This window comes from Erwinia persicina, assembly GCF_019844095.1.
Classification (GTDB): Bacteria; Pseudomonadota; Gammaproteobacteria; order Enterobacterales; family Enterobacteriaceae; genus Erwinia; species Erwinia persicina.
The window spans coordinates 20,998-47,218 of sequence record NZ_CP082141.1 but is presented as its reverse complement, the minus strand read 5'-3'; the positions used below and the strand labels follow the sequence as shown (position 1 = coordinate 47,218).

Sequence of the window (26,221 nt, the reverse complement as noted above, 5' to 3'; positions counted from 1 at the left end):
GCTCATGTAAATGATCACTTATAAAATACCTATTTTAGAGTTACCTATGATAACAATCTCCAAAGCTTCATTAAGACGACTAATCAATGGGATAACCTTGCCCTTAATTTTTCTCGTTTGTGGCTGTCAGCAAACACCGCATTCTGTTCGCGTCACACCTCAGCCGCAAGATCTCAGTACAAGTGAAAGTGCAAATACCAGTGAAATTGCCAATGCCAATGCCAATGCCAATACACACAGTGTTAAATACATTGAAGAAAGTGAAAAGCTGAAAATATGTCAGGCACAGCTTGAAGCACTACAGTCCGTAAGCCAGCCTGAATATAAAAAATTTCATGGCACATTTGATTATCTGATGAAAAGTGCAGCGCAGTACAACGGCCTGCGTAAAAATATCGATCCGAATACTCAGGACACGGTTGATTCGCTCTATCACTATCGTGCGAATCAACTCTGTTCACGCATTGCACAAACCTTGATGGATAGCCTGGTCAGTAAAGGTGAAGCACGTTAATGATGGAAAAAAACCCTCTGCCCTTTGCTTTGTCAGCCGCCACCTTATTGGTGGCTTGTCTCATCGCAACGAATAATCGCGCCTGTGCCGCAGAGGCGGAAGAACCCGCCGTTCTGCAGTTTGCTACAACTTATGCGGAGCACATTAAACCTGCGACTTCCTCAAAACATTCTTCTCCTCACCCTGCCAGGCAGGAGGTGTCGGTTAAACCCAGCCGCCCGCCCGTGGTTAATCCGCCGGTCGCCTACGCCGATCGTAACCGACTGACGACATTGCAGAATATTATTGCCGGGCAAGAACTGAAAATCGCCCAAAAAAATAAAGATATCAGCCAGCTCGAGAAGCAAATTGCGGCCTTACAACAGTCGGTGACCACCTTAAAGCAGCCAGTCGAGGCTGACGATGCTCCGCATTTCAATCCGGCGGATAAGCAGGCGATGCTGGATATGGTGGGCGATTTACGCAAACTCTTCAGCCTGACACCTGGGGATAAAGCCCTGGTGGAGAAATTAACTCAGCTTAAAAAACAGCAGAGTGACGCACAGCTCGAGATAACGGCGCTGCGTAACCAACTCAAGACCGTCAGCCTGAGCAAGGATAATGATGCAGGAGCTCGTGAAGCCGAACTCCAACAGCAGATTGAGCAATACCAGCAACAGATTGCGACGTTAAAGGATGACCTCTCTGCACGAGGCCAGGATGTCGCAAAAGTCACCGCCGAAAAGGAGACTATTCAGGCAGAGGTACAAAGGCTGACTGAGAAAAATACCCGCGAGCAGCAGAAATTTGCTGACGATAAAAAAACCCTGGAAGCATTGAATCAGAAACTGAACGACGCTCAGGGCCAGATAACGGCGCTACATAACCAGCTCAGCAAAGCCGGCGATGATAAGCATAGCGACGCCAGCGTTAATGAGGCCGCACTTCAGCAGCAGGTTGAGGATTATCGCCGCAAAGCCGAGGAGTTAGAAGGGCGTCTCTCTGCCAGAAGCAAAGATGTCGATACAATTACGGCGGAAAAAACCGCTATTCAGACCGAACTGCAGACGCTGACCGAGAAAAATGCCCGTGAGCAGCAGACCTTTGCCGAGGGTAAAACGCAGCTTCAGGCGCTCAATGAAAAACTGAATAATGCACAGCTTGAAGTAACGTCACTGCGTGAGCAGCTTAAAACTGCCAGCAAGAGTAAAGAAAATGATGCCGGTAGACGTGAAGCTGAACTTCAACAGCAGGTTACCCAATATCAGCAACAGATTACGAAGCTGGAAGATCATCTGTCTGCCCAAGGGAAGGATTTCGAAAACCTTACCACTGAAAGGAATAATATTAAGACCGAACTGCAGGCGATGACGGAAAAACAGACCCGTTCACAGCAGGTGTTAGCTGAAGAAACGCCGCAGATTCAGGAGCTAAAAGCAAAGTTACTGGAAGCGCAGCAGTCAAAATCGAGACTTGAAACCGATAAGGCGAAACTTGAATCGCAACTTACCGCCCGACCAACACCTGAACAATTAGCTGAAAGCCAGCTTATGGTGAAATCACTTCAGTCGAAGCTGGACCAGACTCAACTCTATGGTGCCTCAAAAACTGATACACCGGCTGCTAACGACAATAATCAACAAGTCGACACCCGCCGTATCAATGATGAAAAACTCGCTGCGCTACAGGCGAAACTTGACGATGCATTAGCGAAACTCGCCGCGAGCGAAAAACAACAGAAAGAGGTGAAACCCGGAAATTCGCTGCCCGCCCTCACCCCGGAAAAACTGAATAAAAAAGAGTCCCGCGAGGCTTATGCTATCGGTATGTCGCTCGGGGATGAAATTTTGCAGATGCAGGCAGAAAATCTGAACTGGGGCACGTCGAACGATCAGACTATCGTCCTTGCAGGAATAGTCGATGCTTTCCAGGGCCAGGCGAAGCTGTCAACCGATATATTACGGAAGACGTTAAAAGAAGTCAGCCAGCGTGTTGAAAAAGATCATGAAAAAAGGACTACTCGCCTGGATAAAACAACGAAAGAGTATTTGCAGCGTTTTACAAAGATGAAAGGCACACAGAAGTCACCTACCGGATTCTGGTACCATATTGATTATATTGGTGATTCGCCATTACCCAAAAATGGCACACTGGACGTGGTTGTAAAAGAGAGCCTGACGAATGGCGATGTGATCACCGATATGGATGCTAAAGGAACGGTGCTGACTCAGCCTTTAGCCGACTATCCTCCTGTCTTTAAAGAAGCATTAAGCAAGCTAAGAAATCACGGTTCCATCACCATTGTGGTACCGCCTGAACTGGCCTATAAGGATAAAGGTATGCCGCCAAAAATACCGCCGAATGCCACCATGGTGTACACCCTAAGAATTTCAGAATCCTATTCTGATAAAGATACGGTTAATCCGCATTAACGATAGTATGATGAAAGTAAGTATTCCTCATATCCATTTTGATGACAATAACAACAATGGTTTATCCACCGTTCGGTGGATAAACGATAAACCATAGAAAATACCATTACAGCTTGAAGTTATCTGTTTTATTCCAGAATAGGCTTTTACTCTTTTCTTTTTTGATCGAGGTGATCACCCCCTCCTTCTCAAGCCTTATTAAAATATGCCGGGCATTATAAATGCTTAACTCTGAACGGTTAGCAACATCTCTGGTACTGGCAAGTACTGATGAAGAAGCGTTTTTCGCATTATTTTCTTCAAAAAAGTCATTCAATGCTGTGATTACTTTCTCTACAACGGCTCTGCGTTGAATGCTCATCTTCGTGGATCCACTCATATTTTTCTCCTTAGGGTATGACCGGCTCCTGCCGTATAAAATATCTAAAAAAATAAGTGCTGCAAAATCACAGTGACGACATGATAGTACGGAGAATTTCAAAACAAAACTTAATATCAATTATTAAATAATTGCAAAACTAAATGCTATGAATTAATAAAATTAAAGAATATAAATCTAAACCAGGGGAGGCTTCGTGCCAGTATTAAGCGTTTTTTCTGCAACAATTAATCTTATCTTGAAATTAATAATAAAAAATAAAAATATTCATCCCATGACCTTCGCAGTTTAAGCTCATCGTGTAAACGTTGACGTAGCCGCTGTCGATTAAGATACTTACATAATAGATAATGGATTCTTACTGAAAAATAAAAATGGACTATTTCATTAATCAGATCATTCATTTCGATGCGCTGAATGGATCACTGAACCTTATTGATAATCATAATTCTATTGTGCAACTGTCCAGGCCAAGCTCAAGACTTTTGTCTGAGTTGATTACTCATTGTGGTAAAACGCTCTCACGCGAAGAATTACTTAAAAGCGTGTGGGAAGCACATGGCCTTAGGCCATCAGGAAGTAATTTAAGTAACCATATTAGTTTTCTGAGAAAAACCTTTTCTCAGCTTGGCCTTAATGAAAATATTATTTATACTGTCCCTAAAAAAGGATTCAGACTGGAAGCTGACATCACGCTGGCCCGAGTAACACCCTCAGAAGACAAGAGTACTATTACTGGCATCAATAAAAAAAAGGGCATGAATTTCGCATTCACCCCCCTCAAAAATGCCATAGCCCCGTACATTAAAAAAATATTACTGCCTGCATTGTTGAGCATTGCTTTTATTTTAGCTTCCGTAATGGTAGTCACTTACTTATTTAACACAAAAATAAAATCTGGTCACTTTATCAATTTGTGCCAGCTAGTCGATTTATCTCAAAACCCACGCAACTTTACAGATGAAAAATTAAAAACATTAAAAAGGCTCATTAAAGAGCAGGGGATAAACTGTCTGAATAAAAAAAGCACTATTAACTTTCGATTCACCAACTTTTTTCCCGAAAAGGATTACGAACAAAAAGTCGCTTTTATCTCTCAGTGTTACCCACGCACTGACAATAAGATAGAAAACTGTGAAAATTATCTTTCAGCTACGCTAAAAAAACCATGAAAAAAATAATGTTAACCTGCGGGGCAATACTTCTTTTTATATTCATTTACTTTACCAATATATTTGGGAGTGAAACCTCTTTAGATAAAAATCAGCTGACCCTGTTCTGTAAAGGAAACGTGCATTTCGATCTTCAAATACCCGATTCCAGAGTGACAATGGAGGGAAGCGTGAGTCTGACGACGCTTGGCAGTCAGCGGCTTGCCATCGGCTTCTCCGGACAGTTATCAACAGATAAGGGACGCTTCATATTAGACAGAACACTGATGATGAACACACGCTATCATCCGGAAAATCATGTTCTGGAGTTAGAGTACGTAAACAACATTGCCAGGGGTATCGATACGGCCCCTGACGATATTTTCTATGATGCCTTCATAAGGAGTAACGCTTTAATACTCAAAATTTCCCGGTTCAGCAACAATGCGCTGCTGATTTCTGATAACACATCACCGCTGTATGTCTGTATTGCACAATGAGCCAAAAACAAACGGCCTGGTCGCTTATGCGGACAGGCCGTTCACTTCAGACTGGTGCGGCGATCATTACTTTTTCGCGTATTTGGCTTCCAGAGTGGCAAACCACGGCGCCACGAAGTCACTGGATGTGCCCCAGCCCGGAATGATTTTATTCAGATTCGCCACGTTAACGGCCCCACTCTGGGTGGCCAGCTGCTCCTGCGAAATAGCAGAGGCGGTAAACTGATAGGTTGCCGGGGTGCTTTCACCCCCAATCTTGTTTGCCACCAGGCGCATATTGGTTGCCCCAATCAGCTTGCTGTCGACAGCCACAGTCTGCTTCCACGGGCTGTTCTTCTCATGCATCAGCTGCAGATCCTGGTTGGACACGTCGATGCTGTACAGCTTAATCTCGGTACGGCCATTTTCCTGCAGGGCTTTATACGCGCCCTGAGCAAAGGCATCCCATGAACCCCAGATGGCATCAATCTTGCCTTTTGGGTATTTTGCCAGAATAGCGCCGATCTTATTCGCCGTGTCACCCTGCACGTCAGAGGAAACTGCACCGATGGATTCCAGCTGATGGATGCCCGGATTGGCTTTCAGGACTTTCTCGTACACCACCTGGCGGCGTTCCATGGCCGGGAAGCCCGCTACCCAGAGCTTGACGATATTCGCTTTACCGTGGGTATCTTTCACCAGTTGGTCGAGCGAGAGCTGCGCCAGCGACGCATCGTCCTGCGCGGTCACGGTCACCCCCTCAATCGGTTTATTCACCGGCGTATCGAACACCGAGACTTTAATACCGGCGTCGGTAATACGTTTCACCAGATCGGTAGCGTAGGGATCTTTGCCGTGCGACAGGATGATGCCGTCATATTTCTGGCTGATGGCCTGATTAACAAAATCCTGGAAACGCGCGTCGTCACCGTTGCTGAGGAAGGTACTGACTTTAAAGCCCAGCTTGCGCCCTTCCTGAATAGCACCGGCCACAAACTGTGTGGTGTTATCGTCAGACCCGAGATTGCGGATCACCGCAATGCGTACCGGACCTTCATGGTTGGCGATAGCCGCCGGTACAGCGGTGCCCGCAGCAAAAGCAGGTACTGCCGTCAGCAGGCTCAGAGCCAGCAGCGATGTGGTGATTTTTTTCATTATAATACCCTGTCTGAAATGTTACGCCTCGCGGCGCTGAACGTAAGTAATTGCCAGCGCCACCGCCAGCACCAGGCCTTTAATAATGTCCATCGCGTAATACGGTACGGACAGCATCACCAGGCCATTTTGTAATACCCCCAGGATCACGGCACCCAGCAGTGTGCCCAGCGCGTTGGGTTTTCCCGCTCCCGCCAGCGACAGGCCAATCCAGGCCGCTGCCACCGCATCCATCAGATACCCGCCACCGGCGTTCACCTGTGAAGAACCAATACGCGACGCCAGCAGAATACCGCCCAGCCCTGCCAGCAGCGCAGAGATCACGTAAGCCAGCACCCGATAGCGCGTGGTGCGGATGCCCGACAGCCTCGCGGCTTCCGGGTTACCACCAATGGCATACATCCGGCGGCCATGCTTGGTCAGCGACAGCAGCAGCTGTGCCACCACCGTCACCGCGAGCATCACGATGACAATAATCGGCACCTGGCCGAGCAGTGAGAACACTGCGGGGATCGTGCCTTCCGCCATATCTCCGCTCGGCAGAACCATATTTTCGGTAATTGAGCCGCCAAAGCTGTAGGTCATCGCCACGCCCTGCACCACAAACAGGCTGGCAAGGGTCGCCAGCATGTCAGGGATTTTCAGGACGACGATCATAAAGGCGTTAAACAGCCCGACCAGGGTGCAGAGCAACAGCGTCAGGGCAATAGCCTGGGTCGGACCGAAGCCGTACCAGACGAACAGCGAGATCACCAGCGAGTTCGCCAGCGATGCCGTAGAGCCCACTGACAGATCAAAACCACCGATCGTCAGCGAGATCGACACGCCAATGGCGATAACGGTAACAATGGCAATTGAGCGTAAGATATTGATGATATTGGTCGGCTCAAGGAAGCTGTCCGAGGCCAGGCCAAAGCCGGCGATCAGCGCGACGACCGTCAGCAACATTCCCCATTTATAGAGAAAATCGAACAGCTGGTTTCTGGCGGTCGGTGCCGCCTTCTGGGAAATTTCTTTGCTGCTCACGCAGGCATTCCTCCGGTGGAATATAATAAAAGTGTCTCTTCATCAACATCACTGGCCGCCATTTCCGCCACAATGCGTCCGTCCCACAGCACGCAGATACGGTCACACAGGCCAACCAGTTCAGAAAATTCGCCGGAGGCATAAATCACCCCTTTTCCCTGGCGGGCCAGCCCGTCGATCAGATCGAACAGGTCAGTTTTGGCCTTGATATCCACGCCTTTGGTCGGCTCATCAAAAATCAGTACGTCGGCGTTATTACGCAACCATTTACCAATCGCCACCTTTTGCTGATTCCCTCCCGACAGGCGGCGCAGCATCTGCCGGGGGCCGGTGGTGCGGATCCCTAGCCTGCCGATGACCTCTTCTGCCCAGCGCCATGCCTGACGATGACCAAACAGGCTCCAGCGCGAAAAGCTGTTATCGGCCGTCACGCTGAGATTCATCACCACGGACTCGTCAATAAAGATGCCTTCTTTGCGGCGCTCCTCCGGGATCAGCGCCATACGGTTGTCGACTGCCGCATGAGGCGATGACGGCTTCCACGGTTTACCGTGCAGTTCGCCCTGTTGAACCCGGCTTTTACTGGCACCGAACAGCGCTTTGCACAGTTCGGTTTTTCCCGCACCGGCCAGTCCGGCAATCCCGAGGATCTCCCCCTTACGCAGCGTCAGGGTGATATCTTTCAGCAGATGTTCATCATGCAGCCCGGCAATATGCAGCAGCGTCTCCTCACTGAACGGTGGACGCGGCGGGGGATAAATATCATCAAGCTGGTGCCCGAGCATCTTCTCGACGATCTGTTCGCCGCTCAGTCCCTGCATCGGGCCGCTTTCAATCAGTGCGCCGTCGCGCAGGACGGTCAGCCGGTCGCAAATTGCGCTCAGCTCATTAATGCGATGTGAGATAAACACCACGCCAATACCCTGATCCTGCAGCTGACGAACCACGGCAAACAGCTTTTCACTTTCATGCTGATCCAGGGGCGCAGTGGGCTCATCAAGGATCAGAAAACGACAGTGATGTGACAGAGCACGGGCCAGCAAAATCTGCTGTTTTTCCGCCAGCGTGCATTGCTCCACCTTGCGTCTGACGTCTATCTGCACATCCAGCTGCGCCAGCAGTGCACGCGCCTGGCGGCGCATTTCGCCCCAGCGATAGAGCTGCCCCCCTTCCGCCAGCCGATCCAGCATGATGTTTTCTGCCACCGTCAGGCCGGCGACCAGCGCCACATCGACTTCCTGTTGTACCAGGTGAATACCCAGCTGTTTGGCATCGCGCGGGGAACGGATACTCACTGGCTGACCGTCCAGCAGGATCTCGCCGCTGTAATGATCGTAAGCGCCCGACAGTACCGCCATCAGCGTGGATTTTCCGGCACCGTTAGCACCAGTCAGGGCATGAATGGAATGCCCGTCCAGCGTCAGATCGACGGACTTAAGCGCCGCAAAACCGCCAAAAGCGATGGAGATCTGGCGCATTTCAAGGCGATTTATCGCGGTCATGGGCGTGTTTTCTCAGGCTCAATAAATAAAGGGGTGCGCTGCATTTTTTAATGGATTGTCACGGCAGGCAACGACCGAAAGGGTATAAGCTAACACATAATAATATTAGCCATCCAGATGTCCATACACTACAGGGGGAAGCGCTGGTCACAGGAAGATAACCAGTGGAAAAGAGAGGGGTTCTGGCCAGATACAAGACAGTTATGCTGCCTGTCAGAAAGGTCTGCTGCCGCACGGGCATAAAAAAACCGGCGAACAGGTCGCCGGTTTATCAGAACAGGGGCGGTTTTCCGGGGCAGACCTCTTTTAAGGTTTGCCCGCCCGCTCAGGATTACTTCGCTGCTTTAAAGTTCTCGGCAGCCACATCCCAGTTAACCACGTCCCAGAACGCCTTGATGTAGTCAGGGCGTTTGTTCTGGTATTTCAGGTAGTAGGCGTGTTCCCACACATCCAGGCCGATGATCGGGGTTCCGGATGCGCCAGAAATCGCTTCGCCCATCAGCGGGCTGTCCTGGTTTGCCGTTGAGACAACCGCCAGCTTGTCGCCTTTTTTAACCAGCCACGCCCAGCCAGAACCGAAACGGGTGGTGGCCGCTTTTTCAAATTCTGCTTTGAACGCATCAACGCTGCCGAAATCTTTCTCGATGGCTGCTTTCAGGTCGCCGCCCAGAGAGGTGCCGGTTTTCAGGCCTTTCCAGAAGAAGCTGTGGTTAGCATGACCGCCCGCGTTGTTACGCAGTGGGCCTTTTTTGTCCGCAGGCAGCTGATCCAGTTTCGCGATCAGTTCTTCCACCGGCAGGTTGGCAAACTCGGTGCCTTCCAGCGCAGCGTTGGCGTTGTTCACATAAGCCTGATGGTGCTTAGTGTGGTGAATTTCCATGGTCTGCTTGTCAAAATGCGGTTCCAGTGCGTCATACGCATAAGGCAGGGATGGCAGTGAATAACTCATGTTCATCGTCTCCATTCAGATTATGGGCGGCGCTCGCTGTTCAGCACCGCGTAAGCAGTCGGATCATTATAGTTAAATAAATGATCGGGAAAAGGGTTATCAATGCCCCGACGTTGATAAGGTTATACAGCAAGCCCGGCGGGAACGGGTGGTTATATCCAATCCCCCTCAGGTTACAACGAAATGATCTAAGGGATTATTCCCGTTATCGCGGAATGAAACGACCAGCAGGGACCTCCTTTTTTCCGACCGGCCCGGCATGTTAACGCCCCAGCGCCGCCAGTGATTTGTCCAGTGCCCCCACCAGCCAGTCGATATCGCTCGCCTGAAATGCCAGCGGCGGGCGCAGTTTCAGCACGTTGCCATACGGACCTGCCACAGAGGTCAGTACGTGGTTTTCACGCAGCATCTCGGTGACATCCAGCGCCAGCTGCTTATCCGGGGTTTTACTGGATTTATCTTTCACCAGTTCGAACCCGATAAACAGACCGGCCCCACGCACATCGCCCACGCACGCATATTTCTCTTTCAGCATCGACAGTTCCGCCAGCAGTTTCGCTCCCACCACGCGGCTGTGTTCCTGTAGCCCCTCAGTGTTAATCACGTTCAGTACCGCCTGCGCGGCGGCCATGGCCACCGGATTACCACCAAAGGTATTGAAGTAAGGGATATCATCGCTGAAGGCCGCCAGCACGTCGCTTTTTGCCAGCAGGCCGGAAACCGGGATGCCGTTGCCCATTGGCTTGCCGGTGGTGATCACATCCGGTACCACGCCATGGCGGGCAAAGCCCCAGAACGCCTCCCCCGTCCGGGCAAAGCCCGGCTGCACTTCATCGGCAATAAAGATGCCGCCATTCTTATGCACCACGTCAATCGCCTGACGAAGGAAACCTTTTGGCCCGGGCAGTACACCGTCGGAGGAGAAGATGGAATCCGCAAGGAAACCGGCAAATTTGATGCCATGTGCGGCCATATCATCGATCTGCCTCTGAATTTCAGCGGCAAACCAGGCACCGAGATCGGGAGCATCAACGCGGTAACGATCTGGTGGCAGCACCAGACGGGTGGTCGCAGCCAGCGGCTGTCCACTGCCCAGCGCCGGAGACACGCCCGAGGTCAGATCGCTGGTGCCGTGATAGGACTCCTGGGTGACGATAATTCCGCTACCGCCGCTGAAAGCACGCGCCACGCGGATCGCCAGGTCATTGGCCTCTGAACCGGTGCACATATACATGGCACGGTCGATCTCTGCCGGAGCGGTGGCTAACAGCTGTTCCGAGTAGTCAAGAATCGCTTCATGCAGGTAGCGGGTGTGGGTGTTCAGCTGCTGCATCTGCCGGTACACCGCATCCGTCACTGCCGGATGGCAGTGGCCAATACTGGCAACGTTATTATACACATCAAGGTATTTATCACCGGCGGCATCCCACAGATACTGGCCCTGACCACGCACCAGATGCACCGGCTTGCGGTAGAAAAGACGATATGACTCACCCAGCACCCTGCTACGCTTGTCGGTCAGCTTGCGTACGTCAGCGCTCAGGCCGTCGGCATGTTCGGCGCGGAAACTGTTGGTATCCATGATGGTTGAACGTGTAGCCATGATCACTCCCGTTGCAAAATTGAAGGTTGCCCGGTGGCAGGCAGTCAGGGGTTTCTGCTACTTATCATGGCAACTTTTTCACCAAATGCAACAAAATACACAAACACAATAAAATACACATGCAGAGTGGCGCATTGTCGGTTAGGCTATGCCCCAGAGAGAGCCAGGGGATCGGAATCATGTTGCAGGAAACACGCTTACACCGCATTCGTGCGCTGCTCAGCACGCTCGGCCAGGTCAGTACCGAACGGATCATAAAAGAACTGGGGATCTCACGGGAGACCGCGCGCCGCGACATTATTGAGTTGGAAGCCCAGGGCCTGGCACGCCGTGTACACGGTGGCCTGATGGCGCCGGGTGCCACACCGGAACCGCCGCTGACCGTGCGCAGCGCCGTGATGGCAAAAGAGAAACGCGCCATCGCCCGCGTGGCGGCGCAGCTGCTGCAGTCCGGTCAGACAGTGTTTCTTGATGCGGGCAGCACCACCACCATGCTGGCGGAAGAGTTACGCTCCATGTCCGGCCTGACGATTATCACCAACAGCCTCAACGCTGCATTAATGCTGTGCGCAGCGGAAGAACACGAATCGCTGAACAATCAGGTGATCCTGCTGGGCGGCAACATGCTGGCCGGGGCAAAGGAGACGCGTGGCGAGCTGACAGTGGGTGAGATCTACCGCTATCGTGCCGATGTGGCGCTGTTGTCCCCGGTGGCGCTGGACGCCAGGCAGGGTGCCAGCAGTTTTCAGCCGCATGAGGCGGCGATCGCCCGCGCGATGCGCGAGCAGGCCGGACGGCTAATCGTACTGGCCGACCACACCAAGCTCGGCCACACCAGCCGCATCAGCTATGCCAGCCTGCAACAGATCAGCACGCTGGTGACCGACAGCGGCGCGGAAAGCCTTGCAGCATTTGCTGCGCTGGCCACGGCAATCCCGCAGGTGCTGCTGGCTTAAAACAGCCGCTGCGGGTGCGTATAGATCGTGGCGCGCCCCGGTTTGCTGAAGCCCACCAGCGTCAGGTTGCAGCGTTCGGCCACCTCCACCGCCAGCTGCGTAGCGGCAGACACGGCAAACAGGATCTCCACGCCGCACATCGCGGACTTCTGCACCATCTCATAGCTGGCCCGGCTGGAGACCAGCACCGCGCCTGGCGCTTTTGGTGCCTGACTACGCAGCCCCAGTAGTTTATCCAGCGCCACATGGCGGCCCACATCTTCACAGCCCAGACTCAGTCCTCCCGCTGGCGTGACCCAGGCGGCAGCATGAGTACAGCCGGTCAGCTGGCCTACCGGCTGAAAATCCTTAAGCTGGCGCAGCGCGCTGTCGAGCTGGCGGAGATCGAAGCGCTGCGTAAACGGCAGCGGCTGAACCGGTTTACCGATCTCAGCCAGTTGCTCCACGCCGCAAACGCCGCAGCCAGTTCGTCCGGCCATCGCCCGGCGTTGCTCTTTTAAAGCCATAAAGCGGCGGCTGGACAGTTCAACCTGCACCTCAATCCCCTGACACCCCGGCACCACGTCAATACCGAAGATATCCGCAGGTGAGGCAATAATACCTTCCGACAGGGAGAAGCCTGTGGCAAAGGCCTCCAGGTCTTTCGGCGTCGCCATCATCACAACATGTGAGATACCGTTGTACACCAGCGCCACCGGCACTTCTTCAGCCAGCCAGTCTGCCCGGGGGTCATCCAGTGCATCGCGCTGCCAGACCGCAATCTGACGTAAGCCGGCGACCGGCGGCAGGCTGTCTTCTGTTTTGTGCTGTTCGTCGCTCAATGAATCCCACTCGCCTCATCAACCACATTAATCTTGTGGTATTATTTCACATCGTAAACGCTAAAAAGTACCTGCGCTTATTGTGAACCTCTCAGTTGAGCGGGGCAAAATAAATGACCAATGTCGAACCAGGAATGACGTGATGAAAGTCAGCAGAAGACGATTCTTTAAAATTTGTGCGGGAGGAATGGCAGGCACCACCGCCGCCGCTCTCGGTTTTACGCCCGGCGTAGCGCTGGCGGAAAGCCGTCAGTACAAGCTGTTACGTGCCCGTGAAACCCGGAATACCTGTACCTATTGCTCGGTAGGCTGCGGCCTGCTGATGTACAGCATGGGTGATGGGGCAAAGAATGTGAAAGAACGCATTTTCCATATTGAAGGCGATCCCGACCATCCGGTAAGTCGCGGTGCACTGTGCCCGAAAGGGGCCGGGCTGCTCGACTTTATTCACAGCGAAAGCCGCCTGCAGTACCCGGAATATCGCGCGGCCGGTAGCGATAAATGGCAGCGTATCAGCTGGGATGATGCCTTTAACCGCATCGCCAGGCTGATGAAAGATGACCGCGATGCGCACTTCGTAGCACAGAATAAAGAGGGCGTGACCGTCAATCGCTGGCTTACGACCGGGATGCTCTGCGCCTCGGCTTCCAGCAATGAAACCGGCTACTTAACGCAGAAAATGACCCGGTCGCTCGGTATGCTTGCCGTCGACAACCAGGCGCGCGTCTGACACGGACCTACGGTAGCAAGTCTTGCTCCAACGTTCGGTCGCGGTGCGATGACCAATCACTGGGTCGACATCCGCAATGCGAATCTGGTCGTCGTGATGGGTGGCAACGCCGCTGAAGCGCATCCGGTAGGATTCCGCTGGGCGATGGAAGCCAAAATCCATAACAACGCAAAACTGATCGTTATCGATCCGCGCTTTACGCGTACGGCATCGGTGGCGGATTTTTACACGCCCATTCGTTCCGGCACCGACATTACCTTCCTGTCGGGCGTGCTGCGCTATCTGCTCGAAAAAGGCAAAATTCAGCATCAGTACGTCTCGGCTTACACCAACGCCAGCCTGATCGTGCGGGAAGATTTCAGCTTCGATGACGGCCTGTTCAGTGGCTATGACCCTGAAACGCGCAGCTACGATAAAACCAGCTGGCACTATGAGCTGGATGAGCAGGGCTTTGCCCGACGCGATCCCACGCTCGCCCACCCACGCTGTGTTTATAACCTGCTGTCACACCACGTCAGCCGCTACACCGCAGAAGTGGTGGAAAATATCTGCGGTACCCCGCAAAAAGACTTCCTGCACGTCTGCGAACTGCTGGCCGAGACCAGCGCACCGGACCGGACCGCCTCGTTCCTCTACGCACTGGGCTGGACGCAGCACTCCGTGGGGGCGCAGAACATCCGCACCATGGCGATGATCCAACTGCTGCTGGGCAATATGGGCATGGCGGGCGGCGGCATTAACGCCCTGCGCGGCCACTCCAATATCCAGGGGCTGACCGATCTTGGCCTGCTGTCACAGAGCCTGCCGGGCTATATGACGCTGCCCTCCGAAAAACAGGCCGATCTCGAGCACTACCTTGCCGCCAACACGCCAAAAGCGCTGCTGCCCGGCCAGGTCAACTACTGGAGCAACTATCCGAAGTTCTTTATCAGCATGATGAAGGCGTTCTATGGCGACCACGCCCGGCCGGAAAACAGCTGGGGGTTTGACTGGTTACCGAAGTGGGATAAAGGCTACGACGTGCTGCAGTATTTCGACATGATGCACCGGGGCGAGGTCAACGGCTACCTCTGCCAGGGCTTTAACCCGCTGGCGTCATTCCCGCACAAGCAAAAGGTAGCGGAGTCGCTGGCGAAGCTAAAATTCCTCGTCACTATCGATCCGCTCACCACCGAAACGGCGAGTTTCTGGGAAAACCACGGCGAGTTCAACCGCGCCGATCCGTCACAAATCGGCACGGAAGTCTTCCGTCTTCCGTCCACCTGCTTTGCGGAAGAGAACGGCTCCATTGTCAACTCGGCGCGCTGGCTGCAGTGGCACTGGAAAGGAGCTGACGGACCGGGTGAAGCGCGGAATGACGGCGAGATCCTGGCCGGGATCTACCTCCGCCTGCGCGAGCTGTATGCCCGGGAGGGCGGTGCGCTGCCGGAGGCGGTGCTGAACATGAGCTGGGATTATCAGACACCTGATGCACCGGCGTCGGAGGAAGTCGCGAGGGAAAGTAACGGCCGGGCGCTGCATGACCTGCGGGACGATCAGGGCGAAATCCTGGTGAAAAAAGGCCAGCAGTTGAGCAGCTTTGCCCAGCTGCGCAGCGACGGCAGCACCGCCAGCGGCTGCTGGATCTTCGCCGGAAGCTGGACTCCGGAAGGCAATCAGATGGCCCGACGCGATAACAGCGATCCTTCCGGGCTGGGGAATACCCCAGCCTGGAGCTGGGCGTGGCCGCTGAACCGCCGCATTCTCTACAATCGCGCCTCTGCCGACCCGCAGGGTCACCCCTGGGATCCGAAACGCCAGCTACTGCACTGGGACGGTGCCAAATGGACCGGTCAGGACATTCCCGACTATGGTAATGCACCACCGGGCAGCGATGCCGGACCGTTCATCATGCAGCCTGAAGGCATGGGGCGACTGTTTGCGCTGGATAAAATGGCGGAAGGGCCGTTCCCGGAGCATTACGAGCCGTTTGAAACGCCGATTGGCACTAACCCGCTGCATCCGTCGGTGATCTCCAATCCGGCAGCACGGGTGTTCACCGACGATCTGAATAACATGGGACAGGCACCGCAGTTCCCGTATGTCGGCACCACTTACCGGCTTACCGAACATTTCCATTACTGGACCAAGCACGCGCGGCTGAACGCCATCGCCCAGCCGGAACAGTTTATTGAAATCGGAGAAGCGCTGGCGGACAGGCTGGGCATCGGGCACGGCGATACGGTGAAGGTCAGTTCGAATCGCGGCTACATCAAAGCGAAAGCAGTGGTGACCAAACGCCTGCAGACGCTGACCGTGAATGGTAAACCGGTCGATACCATTGGAATTCCGATCCACTGGGGCTTCCTCGGCGCGGCGAAGAAAGGCTTCCTCGCCAATACGCTGACGCCTTTCGTCGGTGATGCCAATACGCAGACGCCAGAGTTCAAGGCGTTCCTGGTTAACGTGGAGAAGGTGTAAACGATGGCTTATCAATCACAGGACATCATTCGCCGTTCGGCAACCAATGACCTGACCCCTCCCCCGCAGGCCCGCGACCACCAGCAGGAGGTGGCCAAACTGATCGACGTGACCACCTGCATCGGCTGTAAAGCCTGCCAGGTGGCCTGCTCCGAATGGAACGACATCCGCGATGAAATCGGGACTAACGTCGGGGTATACGACAACCCCGCCGATCTGACCGCCAAATCCTGGACCGTGATGCGCTTTTCTGAAGTGGAGGAAAACGGCCGGCTGGCGTGGCTGATCCGCAAAGATGGCTGTATGCACTGTGCTGACCCAGGCTGTCTGAAAGCCTGCCCGTCAGAGGGCGCGATCATTCAGTATGCCAACGGTATCGTCGACTTCCAGTCTGAACAGTGTATCGGCTGCGGGTACTGCATTGCCGGCTGCCCGTTCAATGTGCCGCGTCTTAACCCGCAGGATAACCGGGTGTACAAATGTACCCTGTGCGTCGACCGGGTTAACGTTGGTCAGGAACCGGCCTGCGTGAAAACCTGCCCCACCGGTGCGATTTACTTTGGCAGTAAAGAGGCGATGAAGCAGGTGGCGGCAGAGCGCGTCGGGGAACTGAAAGGACGCGGCTATGACCATGCCGGCCTGTACGATCCGCAAGGCGTGGGCGGCACACACGTCATGTATGTGCTGCATCATGCTGACCGGCCCACGTTGTATCACGGATTGCCGCAGGATCCGGCCATCAGTCCGGCCGTCACCTTCTGGAAAGGTATCTGGAAACCACTGGCTGCGTTTGGCTTTGCCGCTACCTTTGCCGCCTCGGTATTCCACTATGTCGGGGTCGGCCCGAACCGGGCCGAAGAGGATGAACATCAGGAGGATGATCGATGAAACCCCATCAGCGTATTCAGCGCTACAGCGCGCCTGAACGTCTTAATCACTGGCTGGTAGTGCTCTGTTTTATCCTGGCGGCCGTCAGCGGACTGGGGTTTTTCTTCCCCTCGTTTAACTGGCTGATGCACATCCTCGGTACGCCGCAACTGGCGCGCATCCTGCATCCTTTTGTCGGTGTAGTGATGTTCGCTGCCTTTCTGTTGATGTTTTTCCGCTACTGGCGACACAATCTTTTCGACAGGCAGGACGTAGTGTGGGCAAAAAATATTCATAAAATTGTTCAAAACGAGGAGGCCGGCGACACCGGGCGCTATAATTTCGGTCAGAAGTGCGTATTCTGGGCAGCTATCATCAGCTTAATTCTGCTGCTGGCCAGCGGCGTGGTGATCTGGCGTCCTTACTTTGCCCCCCTCTTCAGCATTCCCCTGATACGGGGAGCGCTGGTGGTGCATTCGGTGGCGGCGGTGGTTCTGATCGTGGTGATTATGGTACACGTCTACGCCGCGCTCTGGATCAAAGGCACGATAACGGCGATGGTCGAAGGCTGGGTCACCGCAACCTGGGCTAAAAAGCATCACCCGCGCTGGTATCGTAGCGTGCGAGAGCAGCAAAACCAGCAAAAACAACAGGAAAAAGGTCCCTGATGACTATTCGCATTATCCCGCAGGACAGGCTGGAGAAAAGCGACCCGACAACGGCGGCGAGTATTCCGCCGTTACTTTTCCCCAGGCTGAAGCAGCTTTACAGCCGCCGCGCCGCCCGTTTACGGCAGCTGGCAGAAAAGAACCCCCTGGGTGACTATCTGCGCTTTGCGGCAGTCATTGCGACCGCTCAGGAGATCGTGCTCTACGACCATCCGTTAGAAAAGGATCTGTACGCCCGGCTGGAGGAAAGCGCCCGTCTCGGCAAACCTCCGCTGGATATCAATACCCTGCCGCGCGACAACCACTGGCAGCGCCTGCTGCATTCCCTGATCGCTGAACTTAAACCTGAAATGACCGGTCAGGCGCTGGCAGTGCTGGAAAATCTGGAAAAAGCCTCCTCCGCCGAGCTGGAAGCCATGGCCAGCGCGCTGTTTGCCAGTGAGTTTGCCCAGGTCAGCAGCGATAAATCCCCGTTTATCTGGGCGGCATTATCCCTGTACTGGGCGCAGATGGCCGCGCTGATCCCCGGCAAAGCCCGGGCGGAAGCCGGTGAACAGCGTCAGTTCTGCCCGGTCTGTGCCAGTGTGCCGGTGTCCAGCGTGATCCATATGGGCAACCACAAAGACGGGCTGCGTTATCTGCACTGCAACCTGTGTGAAAGCGAATGGCATGTGGTTCGCGCCAAATGCAGTAACTGCGAACAGACCCAGGACTTGCACTACTGGTCACTGGATAATGAAACGGCAGCCATCAAGGCAGAAAGCTGCGGTGACTGCGGCACCTACCTGAAGATGCTCTATCAGGAAAAGGACCCGGCGGTCGAACCGGTGGCTGACGACCTCGCCTCATTAATTCTTGATGCGCGCATGGAGCAGGAAGGCTTCGCCCGCAGCAGTCTGAATCCATTTTTATTCCCGGGAGACTAGACGATGAAGCTTATCGGTAATTACACCAGTCCGTATGTGCGTAAAATTTCGGTGATGCTGCTGGAAAAAGGCATGACTTTCGAGTTCATCAACGAATCCCCGTGGCATGAAGGCAGCCATGTGAAGGACTATACTCCGCTGGGCAAGGTTCCTGCGCTGGTCAGTGATGACGGAGAGGTCTGGTATAACTCGTCGATTATCGCCGCCTGGCTTGAGCTCCAGCATATCGACCCTGCCTTTCTGCCCGTTGACCCGCGCGCCCAGCTTGAAGTTCGCCAGCTGGAGGCGCTGGCGGATGGCGTCTGCGATGCCGCACTGCTGATCGTTCGCGAACAGCAGAAAGCGCCGGACCAGCAGTCTGCCAGTGAAATGCTGCGTCAGCGCGATAAAATCCAGCGTGGGCTGGATGCACTCGAAGCGGCGGCTGCGCAGGGAAAATGGCTGAACAGCCCGCAGATCACCCTGGCCGATATCGCCACCGCCTGCACGCTGGGTTACCTCAATTATCGCCGCGTAGCACCCGCCTGGAATGTGAACCGGCCCACGCTGGTGGCACTGGCTACCACCCTGTTCCAGCGTGACAGCTTTGCCCGTACGGAACCGCCCGCTAACTGAGCCCCTTAATGAAGACACTGTTCAGCCAACTTCCCTCCATTGATCGCCTGCTGCGCCAGGCAGAATTTCAGGCCCTGAGTGAACGCTGGGGCCATGAGCAGGTGGTGACACTGCTCCGTCAGTTACAAAAACAGGCGAGAGAGCATATCCGTCAGCATCAGCATCTCCCCGACTGGTGCTCGGACTGGGCCCACCATACCCACCTGCATCTTGAAAAAGTCGGGCGTAGCGGCCTGTTGCCGGTGCTGAACCTGAGCGGCACCCTGCTGCATACTAACCTTGGCCGGGCCGTGCTGGCGGAGTCCGCTGTCGCCGCCGTCACCCGGGTGATGCGCCAGCCGGTGACCCTGGAGTATGCTCTGGATGAAGCCGGTCGCGGGCACCGCGATCGGGCGCTGGCCGACCTGCTCTGTCAGCTGACCGGTGCGGAAGATGCCTGTATCGTTAATAACAATGCGGCGGCGGTCCTGCTGATGCTGGCTGCGCTGGCCCCGGGAAAAGAAGCGGTGGTATCACGCGGCGAACTGGTGGAGATCGGCGGCTCATTTCGTATCCCCGATGTAATGACACAGGCAGGCTGCAGGCTGCGCGAAGTCGGCACCACAAATCGTACCCATCTGAAGGACTACCGCGCCGCCGTGACGGAACAGACCGCGCTGCTGATGAAGGTACACACCAGCAATTATCAGGTACAGGGTTTTACCAAAGCGGTGAGCGAGGCCGAACTGGTGGCGCTGGGCGACGAGCTTAACCTGCCGGTCATCAGCGATCTGGGCAGCGGTTCGCTCATTGACCTCAGCCACTACGGCCTGCCGAAGGAGCCGATGCCCCGGGAGCTGATTGCCGCTGGCGTCAGCCTGGTCAGCTTCTCCGGAGATAAACTGCTCGGCGGGCCACAGGCGGGCATCATTGTGGGCAAAAAAGCGCTGATTGACCGGCTGCAGCAGCACCCGCTGAAACGGGCGCTGCGGGTGGATAAGATGACGCTGGCCGCGCTGGAAGCAACGTTACAGCTCTATCTTCACCCGGAACAGTTAGCGAACCGGCTTCCCACACTGAGGCTACTGACCCGCCCACAGTCCGACATCGCCCTTCAGGCCCAGCGCCTGTTACCGCCGCTGGCGGCAGCGCTGGCGGGTTCGTTCAGGGTCAGTACCGCGGAATGCCTGTCTCAAATTGGCAGTGGCTCTCTGCCGGTTGAACGACTCCCTTCCGTCGCCCTCACCCTTACCCCGCTGGACGACAGCGGTGGGACGCTGATGGCGCTGGCCGCCAGGCTGCGTGCCGGTGAGGTGCCGGTGATCGGCCGTATTTATAATGGCAGTCTGTGGTTTGACCTGCGGACACTGGAAGATGACACTCTCTTTATCAGGATGATGACGACATGATTATTGCCACGGCGGGCCATGTTGACCACGGAAAAACCTCTCTGCTTCAGGCCATTACTGGCGCTAACACTGACCGTTTACCGGAAGAAAAAGCCCGGGGAATGAGCATTGATCTTGGCTATGCCTGGCTGCCACGATCCGACGGAGAGGTCATCGGCTTCATTGACGTCCCCGGCCACGAGAAGTTTCTCAATAATATGGTGAGTGGCATCGGCGGTATCGATCATGCCCTGCTGGTCGTCGCTGCCGATGATGGCATTATGCCGCAGACCCGCGAGCACCTGGCGATCCTGCAACTCAGCGGACAACCTTCACTGACCGTCGCGGTGACCAAATGTGACAACGTAGACCCGGCGCAGTGTGACACCGTTGCGCAGCAGATCCGCGAGCTGGTGCGCCAGTCGGGTTGGGAAAACCTCACCCTGTTCACCACCAGCACGCAGAGCGGTGCCGGTATTGCCGAACTGAGCGACCATCTGCGCCATCTTCCTGCCCCACGGGCGAAAACCGGCCGTACTTTCCGCCTGGCTATCGATCGTGTCTTCAACGTTAAAGGGGCTGGCGTAGTGGTCACCGGCACCGCGCTGTCCGGGGATGTACACACCGGCGATTCGCTCTGGCTGACGGGAATGAACAAGCGGGTGCGGGTGCGCAACCTGCACGCGCAAAACCAGCCTACGGAGCACGCCCATTCCGGCCAGCGCATTGCGCTGAACCTCACCGGCGGCGTGGAAAAGGATGAGATTGGCCGGGGCGACTGGCTGCTGACCGCCCCCCCCGTGCAGCCGTGCGATCGGGCCATAGTCGCCCTGACGCTGCGCCAGCCGCTACGCCAGGGGCAGACGCTGCATCTGCATCACGCGGCCAGCCATGTTACCGGCCGCATCGCATTACTGCAGGATAACCTGGCCGAATTACACCTCGATAAACCGCTGTGGCTGACCGATGAAGACCGGCTGATCCTGCGCGACATCAGCGCGCGGGAGACACTGGGCGCAGCAAGGGTGCTGCTGCTGACGCCACCGAAGCGCGGAAGGCGTCAGCCGGAATTTATTGCCTGGCTGCAGCAGCGGGAACACGCACGGGATGCGGCAGAAAAAGTGCGACTGCTACTGCAACAGCACCCCTTCACCCCTCAGGCGTTGGGGTGGCTGCTGCAAATGACGGACCAGGCCCTGTCTGATGTGCTGACGGCGGTAATGCCTGCTGTTGAAGGCGGGTATCTGTGCCCTCAGGTAAAGGCCAGAGAGTGGCAGAACGACCTGCTGGTCGCGCTGGGAAACTACCACAACAATCATAACGATCGGCCAGGTATTGGCCGTGACCGCCTCCGCCGTATGGCGTTACCGACGCTGCCTGAATCACTGGTCTTTAGCTTAATCGACGGGTTAATGAGCAGTAACAAACTGATGAATAACCGTGGCTGGCTGCATCTGCCCGATTTCTCTATCCGTTTTGATGACCGGGAGAAAGCGATCTGGTTACAGATCCAACCACTGTTTACCACCGGCGCATGGTGGGTGCGCGACATGGCCTTAAAACATGACTGTGACGAAGAGCAGATGCGGCAGCTGTTACGCAAGGCGGCGCAGAGCGGCGAGATCACCGCCATCGTAAAAGACCGTTATTACAGTCATGGCTGCCTTATGCGCTTTGCTGACATCATCCGCCAGCGGGCAGTACAGCAGCAGAGTACCAGCGCCGGCGATTTTCGTGACCAGCTCGGGATCGGGCGCAAGCTGGCGGTGCAGATCCTGGAGTATTTTGATCGCTGCGGCTTCACCCGCCGTCGCGGTAATGAACATCTGCTGCGCGATGAAGATATGTTCCGCTAGCGCCGAAAGGGCCTCTGGCGCAGAGGCGGAGTTTAACGCTACCATGGCATCCCCTTCGGATAAGGAACATTGACGATGCAACGCTGCGGCTGGGTTTCACAGGATCCTCTCTATATTGCCTACCACGATGAAGAGTGGGGCGTTCCACTGACAGACAGCCGGTCGCTGTTTGAAATGCTCTGCCTGGAAGGCCAGGTTGCCGGACTGTCGTGGTTAACGGTATTAAAAAAACGCGAAAACTACCGCCGCCTTTTTCATCATTTTGATGTCCGGGCCGTTGCCGCCATGGATGAAGAGGATATCGAACGTCTGATGCAGGACAGCGGGATCATCCGTCACCGGGGAAAAATCGCCGCCATTATGGCCAATGCACATGCCCTGCTGGCGATGGAAGCCGCAGGTGAACCGTTTAACACCTTTATCTGGAGCTTCGTTGAGCATCAGACACAGATCAGCCGTTTCGAGGACTATCGGGCGGCCCCGACCACCAGCGCGACCTCAGATGCCCTGTCTAAAGCCCTTAAAAAGCGCGGATTCAAATTTGTCGGCTCCACAACCTGCTACTCGTTTATGCAGGCCTGTGGGCTGATCAGCGAGCATACCACGGCGTGCTTTTGTCATCCTGATAACAACAAGTAGCTTTCGCTTACAAAATTGAGAATAAGCCTGGGTATTTCCTCCATATTTCAGCGGCATAATGGCCGCATTTATGGGCAACGTTGTCCAGATGCTGCAATGAGAAGGAACCCCCAATGAAAAAACGCGTCATCACACTGGCTCTGGTGCTGTGCGGCACCCTGAGCGTGGCAGGTTGTACCACCAACCCTTACACCGGAGAGCGCGAAGCAGGTAAATCCGGCATTGGCGCGGGTATTGGCGCGGCGCTGGGTGCAGGGGTAGGGATGCTCTCCTCTTCCAAGAAAGACCGGGGTAAAGGTGCACTGATTGGTGCGGCTGCCGGGGCTGCACTGGGCGGTGGAGCCGGGTATTACATGGATGTACAGGAAGCGAAGCTGCGTGACAAAATGAAAGGCACGGGCGTGAGCGTAACGCGTAATGGCGATAATATCGTGCTGAACATGCCGAACAATGTCACCTTTGACAGCAGCAGCAGCACGCTGAAACCGGCGGGTGCCAACACCCTCACCGGCGTGGCGATGGTATTGAAAGAGTATCCAAAAACGGCAGTGAACGTTGTCGGTTACACCGACAGCAGCGGCAGCCGTCAGCTGAATATGACCCTTTCACAGCAGCGTGCGGACGGCGTGGGTAGCGCGCTGATTACCCAGGGCGTCGCCGCCAGCCGCGTTCGTACCAGCGGCATGGGTCCGGATAACCCTATCGCCTCCAACAGCACTGCGGAAGGCAAAGCGCAAAACCGTCGCGTTGAGATCACCCTCAGCCCGCTGTAATACACCCGCCCCGGCCTGTCTGTGCCGGGGCGATTATTCCTGTTTTTCCGAATAATTTCGCCGCATCATAGTGAGCATGTAGGATCTGTGCTAACCTGCGCACAAATTGATCACCCTCTGTAAATATGTCACTTAAAGCTATTGCCAGCACTCTTGGGCTCTCTGTTACCACCATCAGTCGTGCCCTTAATGGCTATGATGATGTGGCACAGGAAACCCGCCTGCGTATTGAACAGGAAGCCCGACGTATCGGATATCGGCCTAACGCGGTCGCGCGTCGCCTGAAAACCGGGCGGACCAATGCCGTGGGTCTGCTGTTTCCTGTCACACCGTTACCCTTTAACGATATCAGCTTCGTCGAAATGATGGGGGCCACCGCGCAATCGCTTGCGCGGTTTGATATTGACCTGCTCATCATCGCCGATGAAACCCACGATGATCATCGCGGCATGCAGCGAATGCTGCGCACCCACTGTGTGGATGCCCTGATCGTCGCCCATACCGCACGGCAGGACAGCCGCCTGATCACGCTACAGCGGCTGGGCTTCCCGTTCCTGGCGCTGGGGCGCAGCGATCTGGATCAGCCTTACGCCTGGTTCGATTTTGATAACCATGCCGGCCCGGCGCTGGCGGTCAACCATTATGCCGGTTGCGGTTTACAGCGTTTTGCCTGGCTGGGCAGTCATCACGATCAGACTTTCGTTGATCAGCGGCGACAGGGGTTTCTTGATGCACTGGCACAACGCGGTCTGGTCAATAACGCATGCTGGCAGGTGGAACCTACCCGTCGGGAAGGCTACCGTCTGACCCGACAGATGCTGGCACAGCATCCGCAACCCCAGGTCATCGTCACCGACTGTAATATGCTCGGCGATGGTGCCGCAATTGCGCTACGGGAAGCAGGCCGGCTCACGGGTCCGCAACAAATTGTGCTGGTGGTTTACGATGGCCTGCCCGCCGATTCGGTGGTCTCCGATCCGGTCGCCAGTATTGTTCAGGCAACGCGTCCCGACGTCGGTCAGCAGGTGGCTGCTATGGCTCAGAAGCTGATTGAGGGCCACGATGTCGCCACGCTGCAGGTGCTGTGGCAGCCGGAGCTAAAACTGCCCTGATGCTGCCGTCGCGGGTAAGTTGTGATAGTCTCGCGCCATCTTCACCATCTGGGAACACCATGAACCGTAAGGCCGTCAAAGCCACTATCAGCGATGTTGCGAAAGCCGCAAGCACCGGAAAAACCAGCGTTTCACGCTATCTGAATGGCGAACTGAACGCGCTTTCCGCCGACCTGAAAACGCGCATTGAGCAGGCGATCGCCGCGCTGAACTATCGTCCCAGCCAGATGGCACGCGGCCTGAAACGCGGACGCACCAGGCTGATTGGTCTGATCATTGCCGACATTACCAACCCCTATTCCGTTAATGTGTTAAGCGGCATTGAAGCCGCCTGCCGCGCCCACGGCTTTACCCTGCTGATGTGTAATACCAATAACGAAGTTGACCTTGAAAAACACTATCTCAATCTGCTCAACAGCTATCAGGTGGAAGGCATTGTGGTCAATGCAGTCGGCATGCGTGAGGAGGCACTGAACCAGCTTCAGCAGTCACTGCTGCCAATGACGCTGATTGACCGTAAAATTCCCGAGTTTGAATGTGATGTAGTAGGGCTGGATAACCATGCTGCCGCCGTGCTGTCCACAGAGCACCTGCTTGAACAGGGTTACCGGGCGCTGTTGTTTATCAGCGAGCCGCTGGGACTGGTCAACACCCGGCTGGAGCGCGTACACAGCTTTCGCCAGCGTATGGCACAGCAGCCTGAGCTGGTGGCGGAACAGGCCGAGATTTCCCTCAGCGACCCCACGCGTCTGGATGCAGTACTGAGCGACTTTTACCAGCGTCATCGCGGCATCCCCTGCGCCGTGATGGTGGTGAACGGGGCGCTGACGTTACAGGTTGCCCGCGCGCTGCGCCGCCTGAATCTGAACTGGGGTGAGCAGATTGGGCTGCTGGGCTTTGACGAACTGGAGTGGGCGGAGCTGGCCGGCGTCGGGATCACCACGCTGAAGCAGCCTACGTGGCAGATAGGTTATGCCGCCCTGGAGCAGGTTCTGAAACGTATTGCAGGCGATGACCAGCCCCGGCATGAACAGGTTTTCAGCGGTGAACTGATCGTGCGCGGATCAACGCAAAAACTCGTACCGTAATATTTTTCAGGCCTGCCCTATACGCCGGCAGGCTTTTCTTACTCCGTTGGTGACAACCCTTCATTCCCTCTCTTTTTAAGACCTTTCCCTGCCACTAATTGTGCACATCGTGAGCGCGATCATAAATTCCACTTCTGTTGCTATCTTTTGGAACCGGTTCCATCTAACGTTTTT

General features: G+C 55.2%; 23 protein-coding genes. 16 read left to right on the top strand and 7 right to left on the bottom strand.

Annotation, left to right across the window (positions count from 1 at the left end):
* The first annotated feature begins 10 nt into the window (after positions 1–10).
* Together K6L24_RS00205 and K6L24_RS00200 are read left to right on the top strand one after the other, a co-directional pair.
* Positions 11–514, top strand: a complete 504-nt coding sequence (locus K6L24_RS00205; protein ID WP_222681829.1) for a hypothetical protein — start codon at positions 11–13, stop codon at positions 512–514.
* A complete protein-coding gene (locus K6L24_RS00200) occupies positions 514–2,925 on the top strand; it encodes an FKBP-type peptidyl-prolyl cis-trans isomerase N-terminal domain-containing protein (RefSeq protein ID WP_222681828.1) in 2,412 nt (803 codons plus the stop codon). The genes K6L24_RS00205 and K6L24_RS00200 overlap by 1 nt, the downstream gene beginning before the upstream one ends.
* Before the next feature lie 106 nt (positions 2,926–3,031).
* On the opposite strand, the gene K6L24_RS00195 is transcribed toward K6L24_RS00200, so the two are convergent.
* The gene (locus K6L24_RS00195) at positions 3,032–3,304 is read right to left on the bottom strand and encodes a FaeA/PapI family transcriptional regulator (RefSeq protein ID WP_062744045.1); all 273 of its coding nucleotides are present in this window, start codon (positions 3,302–3,304) and stop codon (positions 3,032–3,034) included.
* Positions 3,305–3,678: 374 nt separating this feature from the next.
* On the opposite strand from K6L24_RS00195, the gene K6L24_RS00190 reads away from it, so the two are divergent.
* Positions 3,679–4,476 carry a winged helix-turn-helix domain-containing protein gene (locus K6L24_RS00190; RefSeq protein ID WP_222681827.1) on the top strand — a complete coding sequence of 266 codons (798 nt, stop codon included), beginning with the start codon at positions 3,679–3,681 and terminating at the stop codon, positions 4,474–4,476.
* 170 nt (positions 4,477–4,646) lie between these two features.
* A complete protein-coding gene (locus K6L24_RS00185; protein WP_162900999.1) occupies positions 4,647–4,955 on the top strand; it encodes a FidL-like protein in 309 nt (102 codons plus the stop codon).
* A 66-nt stretch (positions 4,956–5,021) separates the two neighbouring features.
* Here K6L24_RS00185 and K6L24_RS00180 read toward each other — a convergent pair whose 3' ends face one another.
* The 5 genes from K6L24_RS00180 to K6L24_RS00160 all read right to left on the bottom strand — a co-directional run bounded on the left by K6L24_RS00180 (position 5,022) and on the right by K6L24_RS00160 (position 11,169).
* On the bottom strand, positions 5,022–6,089 hold the full coding sequence (locus tag K6L24_RS00180; protein WP_118665165.1) for a sugar ABC transporter substrate-binding protein: 1,068 nt from the start codon (positions 6,087–6,089) through the stop codon (positions 5,022–5,024).
* 21 nt (positions 6,090–6,110) lie between these two features.
* Entirely contained in the window at positions 6,111–7,115 is a 1,005-nt protein-coding gene (locus tag K6L24_RS00175; protein WP_062744048.1) for an ABC transporter permease, read from the bottom strand.
* Complete coding sequence (locus tag K6L24_RS00170) at positions 7,112–8,617, bottom strand: sugar ABC transporter ATP-binding protein (protein WP_222681826.1); 1,506 nt, start codon at positions 8,615–8,617, stop codon at positions 7,112–7,114. The genes K6L24_RS00175 and K6L24_RS00170 overlap by 4 nt, the downstream gene beginning before the upstream one ends.
* 331 nt (positions 8,618–8,948) lie before the next feature.
* Complete coding sequence (gene sodA, locus K6L24_RS00165) at positions 8,949–9,566, bottom strand: superoxide dismutase [Mn] (RefSeq protein WP_062744050.1); 618 nt, start codon at positions 9,564–9,566, stop codon at positions 8,949–8,951.
* 262 nt (positions 9,567–9,828) lie between these two features.
* Complete coding sequence (locus tag K6L24_RS00160; RefSeq protein WP_222681825.1) at positions 9,829–11,169, bottom strand: aspartate aminotransferase family protein; 1,341 nt, start codon at positions 11,167–11,169, stop codon at positions 9,829–9,831.
* Positions 11,170–11,348: 179 nt separating this feature from the next.
* Between K6L24_RS00160 and K6L24_RS00155 the strand changes: the two genes are divergently transcribed.
* On the top strand, positions 11,349–12,125 hold the full coding sequence (locus K6L24_RS00155; RefSeq protein ID WP_118665161.1) for a DeoR/GlpR family DNA-binding transcription regulator: 777 nt from the start codon (positions 11,349–11,351) through the stop codon (positions 12,123–12,125).
* On the opposite strand, the gene fdhD is transcribed toward K6L24_RS00155, so the two are convergent.
* The gene (gene fdhD / locus K6L24_RS00150; protein ID WP_245006743.1) at positions 12,122–12,913 is read right to left on the bottom strand and encodes a formate dehydrogenase accessory sulfurtransferase FdhD; all 792 of its coding nucleotides are present in this window, start codon (positions 12,911–12,913) and stop codon (positions 12,122–12,124) included. The two genes, K6L24_RS00155 and fdhD, sit on opposite strands and share 4 nt — an antisense overlap.
* A gap of 175 nt (positions 12,914–13,088) precedes the next feature.
* Between fdhD and fdnG the strand changes: the two genes are divergently transcribed.
* The 11 genes from fdnG (at position 13,089) to K6L24_RS00095 (ending at position 26,047) form a co-directional block, all read left to right on the top strand.
* A complete protein-coding gene (fdnG, locus tag K6L24_RS00145; RefSeq protein ID WP_222681824.1) occupies positions 13,089–16,136 on the top strand; it encodes a formate dehydrogenase-N subunit alpha in 3,048 nt (1,015 codons plus the stop codon).
* A gap of 3 nt (positions 16,137–16,139) precedes the next feature.
* Complete coding sequence (gene fdxH / locus K6L24_RS00140) at positions 16,140–17,024, top strand: formate dehydrogenase subunit beta (RefSeq protein WP_222681823.1); 885 nt, start codon at positions 16,140–16,142, stop codon at positions 17,022–17,024.
* Positions 17,021–17,671, top strand: a complete 651-nt coding sequence (fdoI, locus tag K6L24_RS00135) for a formate dehydrogenase cytochrome b556 subunit (RefSeq protein WP_062744058.1) — start codon at positions 17,021–17,023, stop codon at positions 17,669–17,671. Before fdxH ends, fdoI begins: the two co-directional genes overlap by 4 nt.
* Positions 17,671–18,597, top strand: a complete 927-nt coding sequence (gene fdhE, locus K6L24_RS00130) for a formate dehydrogenase accessory protein FdhE (RefSeq protein ID WP_062744059.1) — start codon at positions 17,671–17,673, stop codon at positions 18,595–18,597. The genes fdoI and fdhE overlap by 1 nt, the downstream gene beginning before the upstream one ends.
* Positions 18,598–18,600: 3 nt before the next feature.
* The gene (locus K6L24_RS00125) at positions 18,601–19,212 is read left to right on the top strand and encodes a glutathione S-transferase (protein ID WP_062744060.1); all 612 of its coding nucleotides are present in this window, start codon (positions 18,601–18,603) and stop codon (positions 19,210–19,212) included.
* Positions 19,213–19,220: 8 nt separating this feature from the next.
* Entirely contained in the window at positions 19,221–20,600 is a 1,380-nt protein-coding gene (gene selA, locus K6L24_RS00120) for an L-seryl-tRNA(Sec) selenium transferase (RefSeq protein ID WP_420898685.1), read from the top strand.
* Positions 20,597–22,435 carry a selenocysteine-specific translation elongation factor gene (gene selB, locus K6L24_RS00115; protein ID WP_062744062.1) on the top strand — a complete coding sequence of 613 codons (1,839 nt, stop codon included), beginning with the start codon at positions 20,597–20,599 and terminating at the stop codon, positions 22,433–22,435. Before selA ends, selB begins: the two co-directional genes overlap by 4 nt.
* A gap of 75 nt (positions 22,436–22,510) precedes the next feature.
* Complete coding sequence (locus K6L24_RS00110; RefSeq protein WP_062744063.1) at positions 22,511–23,074, top strand: DNA-3-methyladenine glycosylase I; 564 nt, start codon at positions 22,511–22,513, stop codon at positions 23,072–23,074.
* 113 nt (positions 23,075–23,187) lie between these two features.
* Positions 23,188–23,847 carry an OmpA family lipoprotein gene (locus K6L24_RS00105; RefSeq protein ID WP_062744064.1) on the top strand — a complete coding sequence of 220 codons (660 nt, stop codon included), beginning with the start codon at positions 23,188–23,190 and terminating at the stop codon, positions 23,845–23,847.
* Between the two features lie 125 nt (positions 23,848–23,972).
* Positions 23,973–24,959, top strand: a complete 987-nt coding sequence (locus tag K6L24_RS00100) for a LacI family DNA-binding transcriptional regulator (protein ID WP_062744065.1) — start codon at positions 23,973–23,975, stop codon at positions 24,957–24,959.
* A 59-nt stretch (positions 24,960–25,018) separates the two neighbouring features.
* Positions 25,019–26,047 carry a LacI family DNA-binding transcriptional regulator gene (locus K6L24_RS00095; protein ID WP_062744066.1) on the top strand — a complete coding sequence of 343 codons (1,029 nt, stop codon included), beginning with the start codon at positions 25,019–25,021 and terminating at the stop codon, positions 26,045–26,047.
* Positions 26,048–26,221: the final 174 nt, after the last annotated feature.

Bases quoted from the DNA above. Each gene is read 5' to 3' on its own strand.
- selB (WP_062744062.1), top strand. From the start codon at position 20,597: ATGATTATTGCCACGGCGGGCCATGTTGACCACGGAAAAACCTCTCTG.
- K6L24_RS00200 (WP_222681828.1), top strand. From the start codon at position 514: ATGATGGAAAAAAACCCTCTGCCCTTTGCTTTGTCAGCCGCCACCTTA.
- K6L24_RS00190 (WP_222681827.1), top strand. From the start codon at position 3,679: ATGGACTATTTCATTAATCAGATCATTCATTTCGATGCGCTGAATGGA.
- K6L24_RS00205 (WP_222681829.1), top strand. From the start codon at position 11: ATGATCACTTATAAAATACCTATTTTAGAGTTACCTATGATAACAATC.
- K6L24_RS00160 (WP_222681825.1), bottom strand. From the start codon at position 11,169: ATGGCTACACGTTCAACCATCATGGATACCAACAGTTTCCGCGCCGAA.
- fdoI (WP_062744058.1), top strand. From the start codon at position 17,021: ATGAAACCCCATCAGCGTATTCAGCGCTACAGCGCGCCTGAACGTCTT.
- K6L24_RS00170 (WP_222681826.1), bottom strand. From the start codon at position 8,617: ATGACCGCGATAAATCGCCTTGAAATGCGCCAGATCTCCATCGCTTTT.
- sodA (WP_062744050.1), bottom strand. From the start codon at position 9,566: ATGAGTTATTCACTGCCATCCCTGCCTTATGCGTATGACGCACTGGAA.
- K6L24_RS00100 (WP_062744065.1), top strand. From the start codon at position 23,973: ATGTCACTTAAAGCTATTGCCAGCACTCTTGGGCTCTCTGTTACCACC.
- K6L24_RS00125 (WP_062744060.1), top strand. From the start codon at position 18,601: ATGAAGCTTATCGGTAATTACACCAGTCCGTATGTGCGTAAAATTTCG.
- selA (WP_420898685.1), top strand. From the start codon at position 19,221: ATGAAGACACTGTTCAGCCAACTTCCCTCCATTGATCGCCTGCTGCGC.
- K6L24_RS00195 (WP_062744045.1), bottom strand. From the start codon at position 3,304: ATGAGTGGATCCACGAAGATGAGCATTCAACGCAGAGCCGTTGTAGAG.
- fdhE (WP_062744059.1), top strand. From the start codon at position 17,671: ATGACTATTCGCATTATCCCGCAGGACAGGCTGGAGAAAAGCGACCCG.
- K6L24_RS00155 (WP_118665161.1), top strand. From the start codon at position 11,349: ATGTTGCAGGAAACACGCTTACACCGCATTCGTGCGCTGCTCAGCACG.
- K6L24_RS00095 (WP_062744066.1), top strand. From the start codon at position 25,019: ATGAACCGTAAGGCCGTCAAAGCCACTATCAGCGATGTTGCGAAAGCC.
- K6L24_RS00105 (WP_062744064.1), top strand. From the start codon at position 23,188: ATGAAAAAACGCGTCATCACACTGGCTCTGGTGCTGTGCGGCACCCTG.
- K6L24_RS00110 (WP_062744063.1), top strand. From the start codon at position 22,511: ATGCAACGCTGCGGCTGGGTTTCACAGGATCCTCTCTATATTGCCTAC.
- fdxH (WP_222681823.1), top strand. From the start codon at position 16,140: ATGGCTTATCAATCACAGGACATCATTCGCCGTTCGGCAACCAATGAC.
- K6L24_RS00180 (WP_118665165.1), bottom strand. From the start codon at position 6,089: ATGAAAAAAATCACCACATCGCTGCTGGCTCTGAGCCTGCTGACGGCA.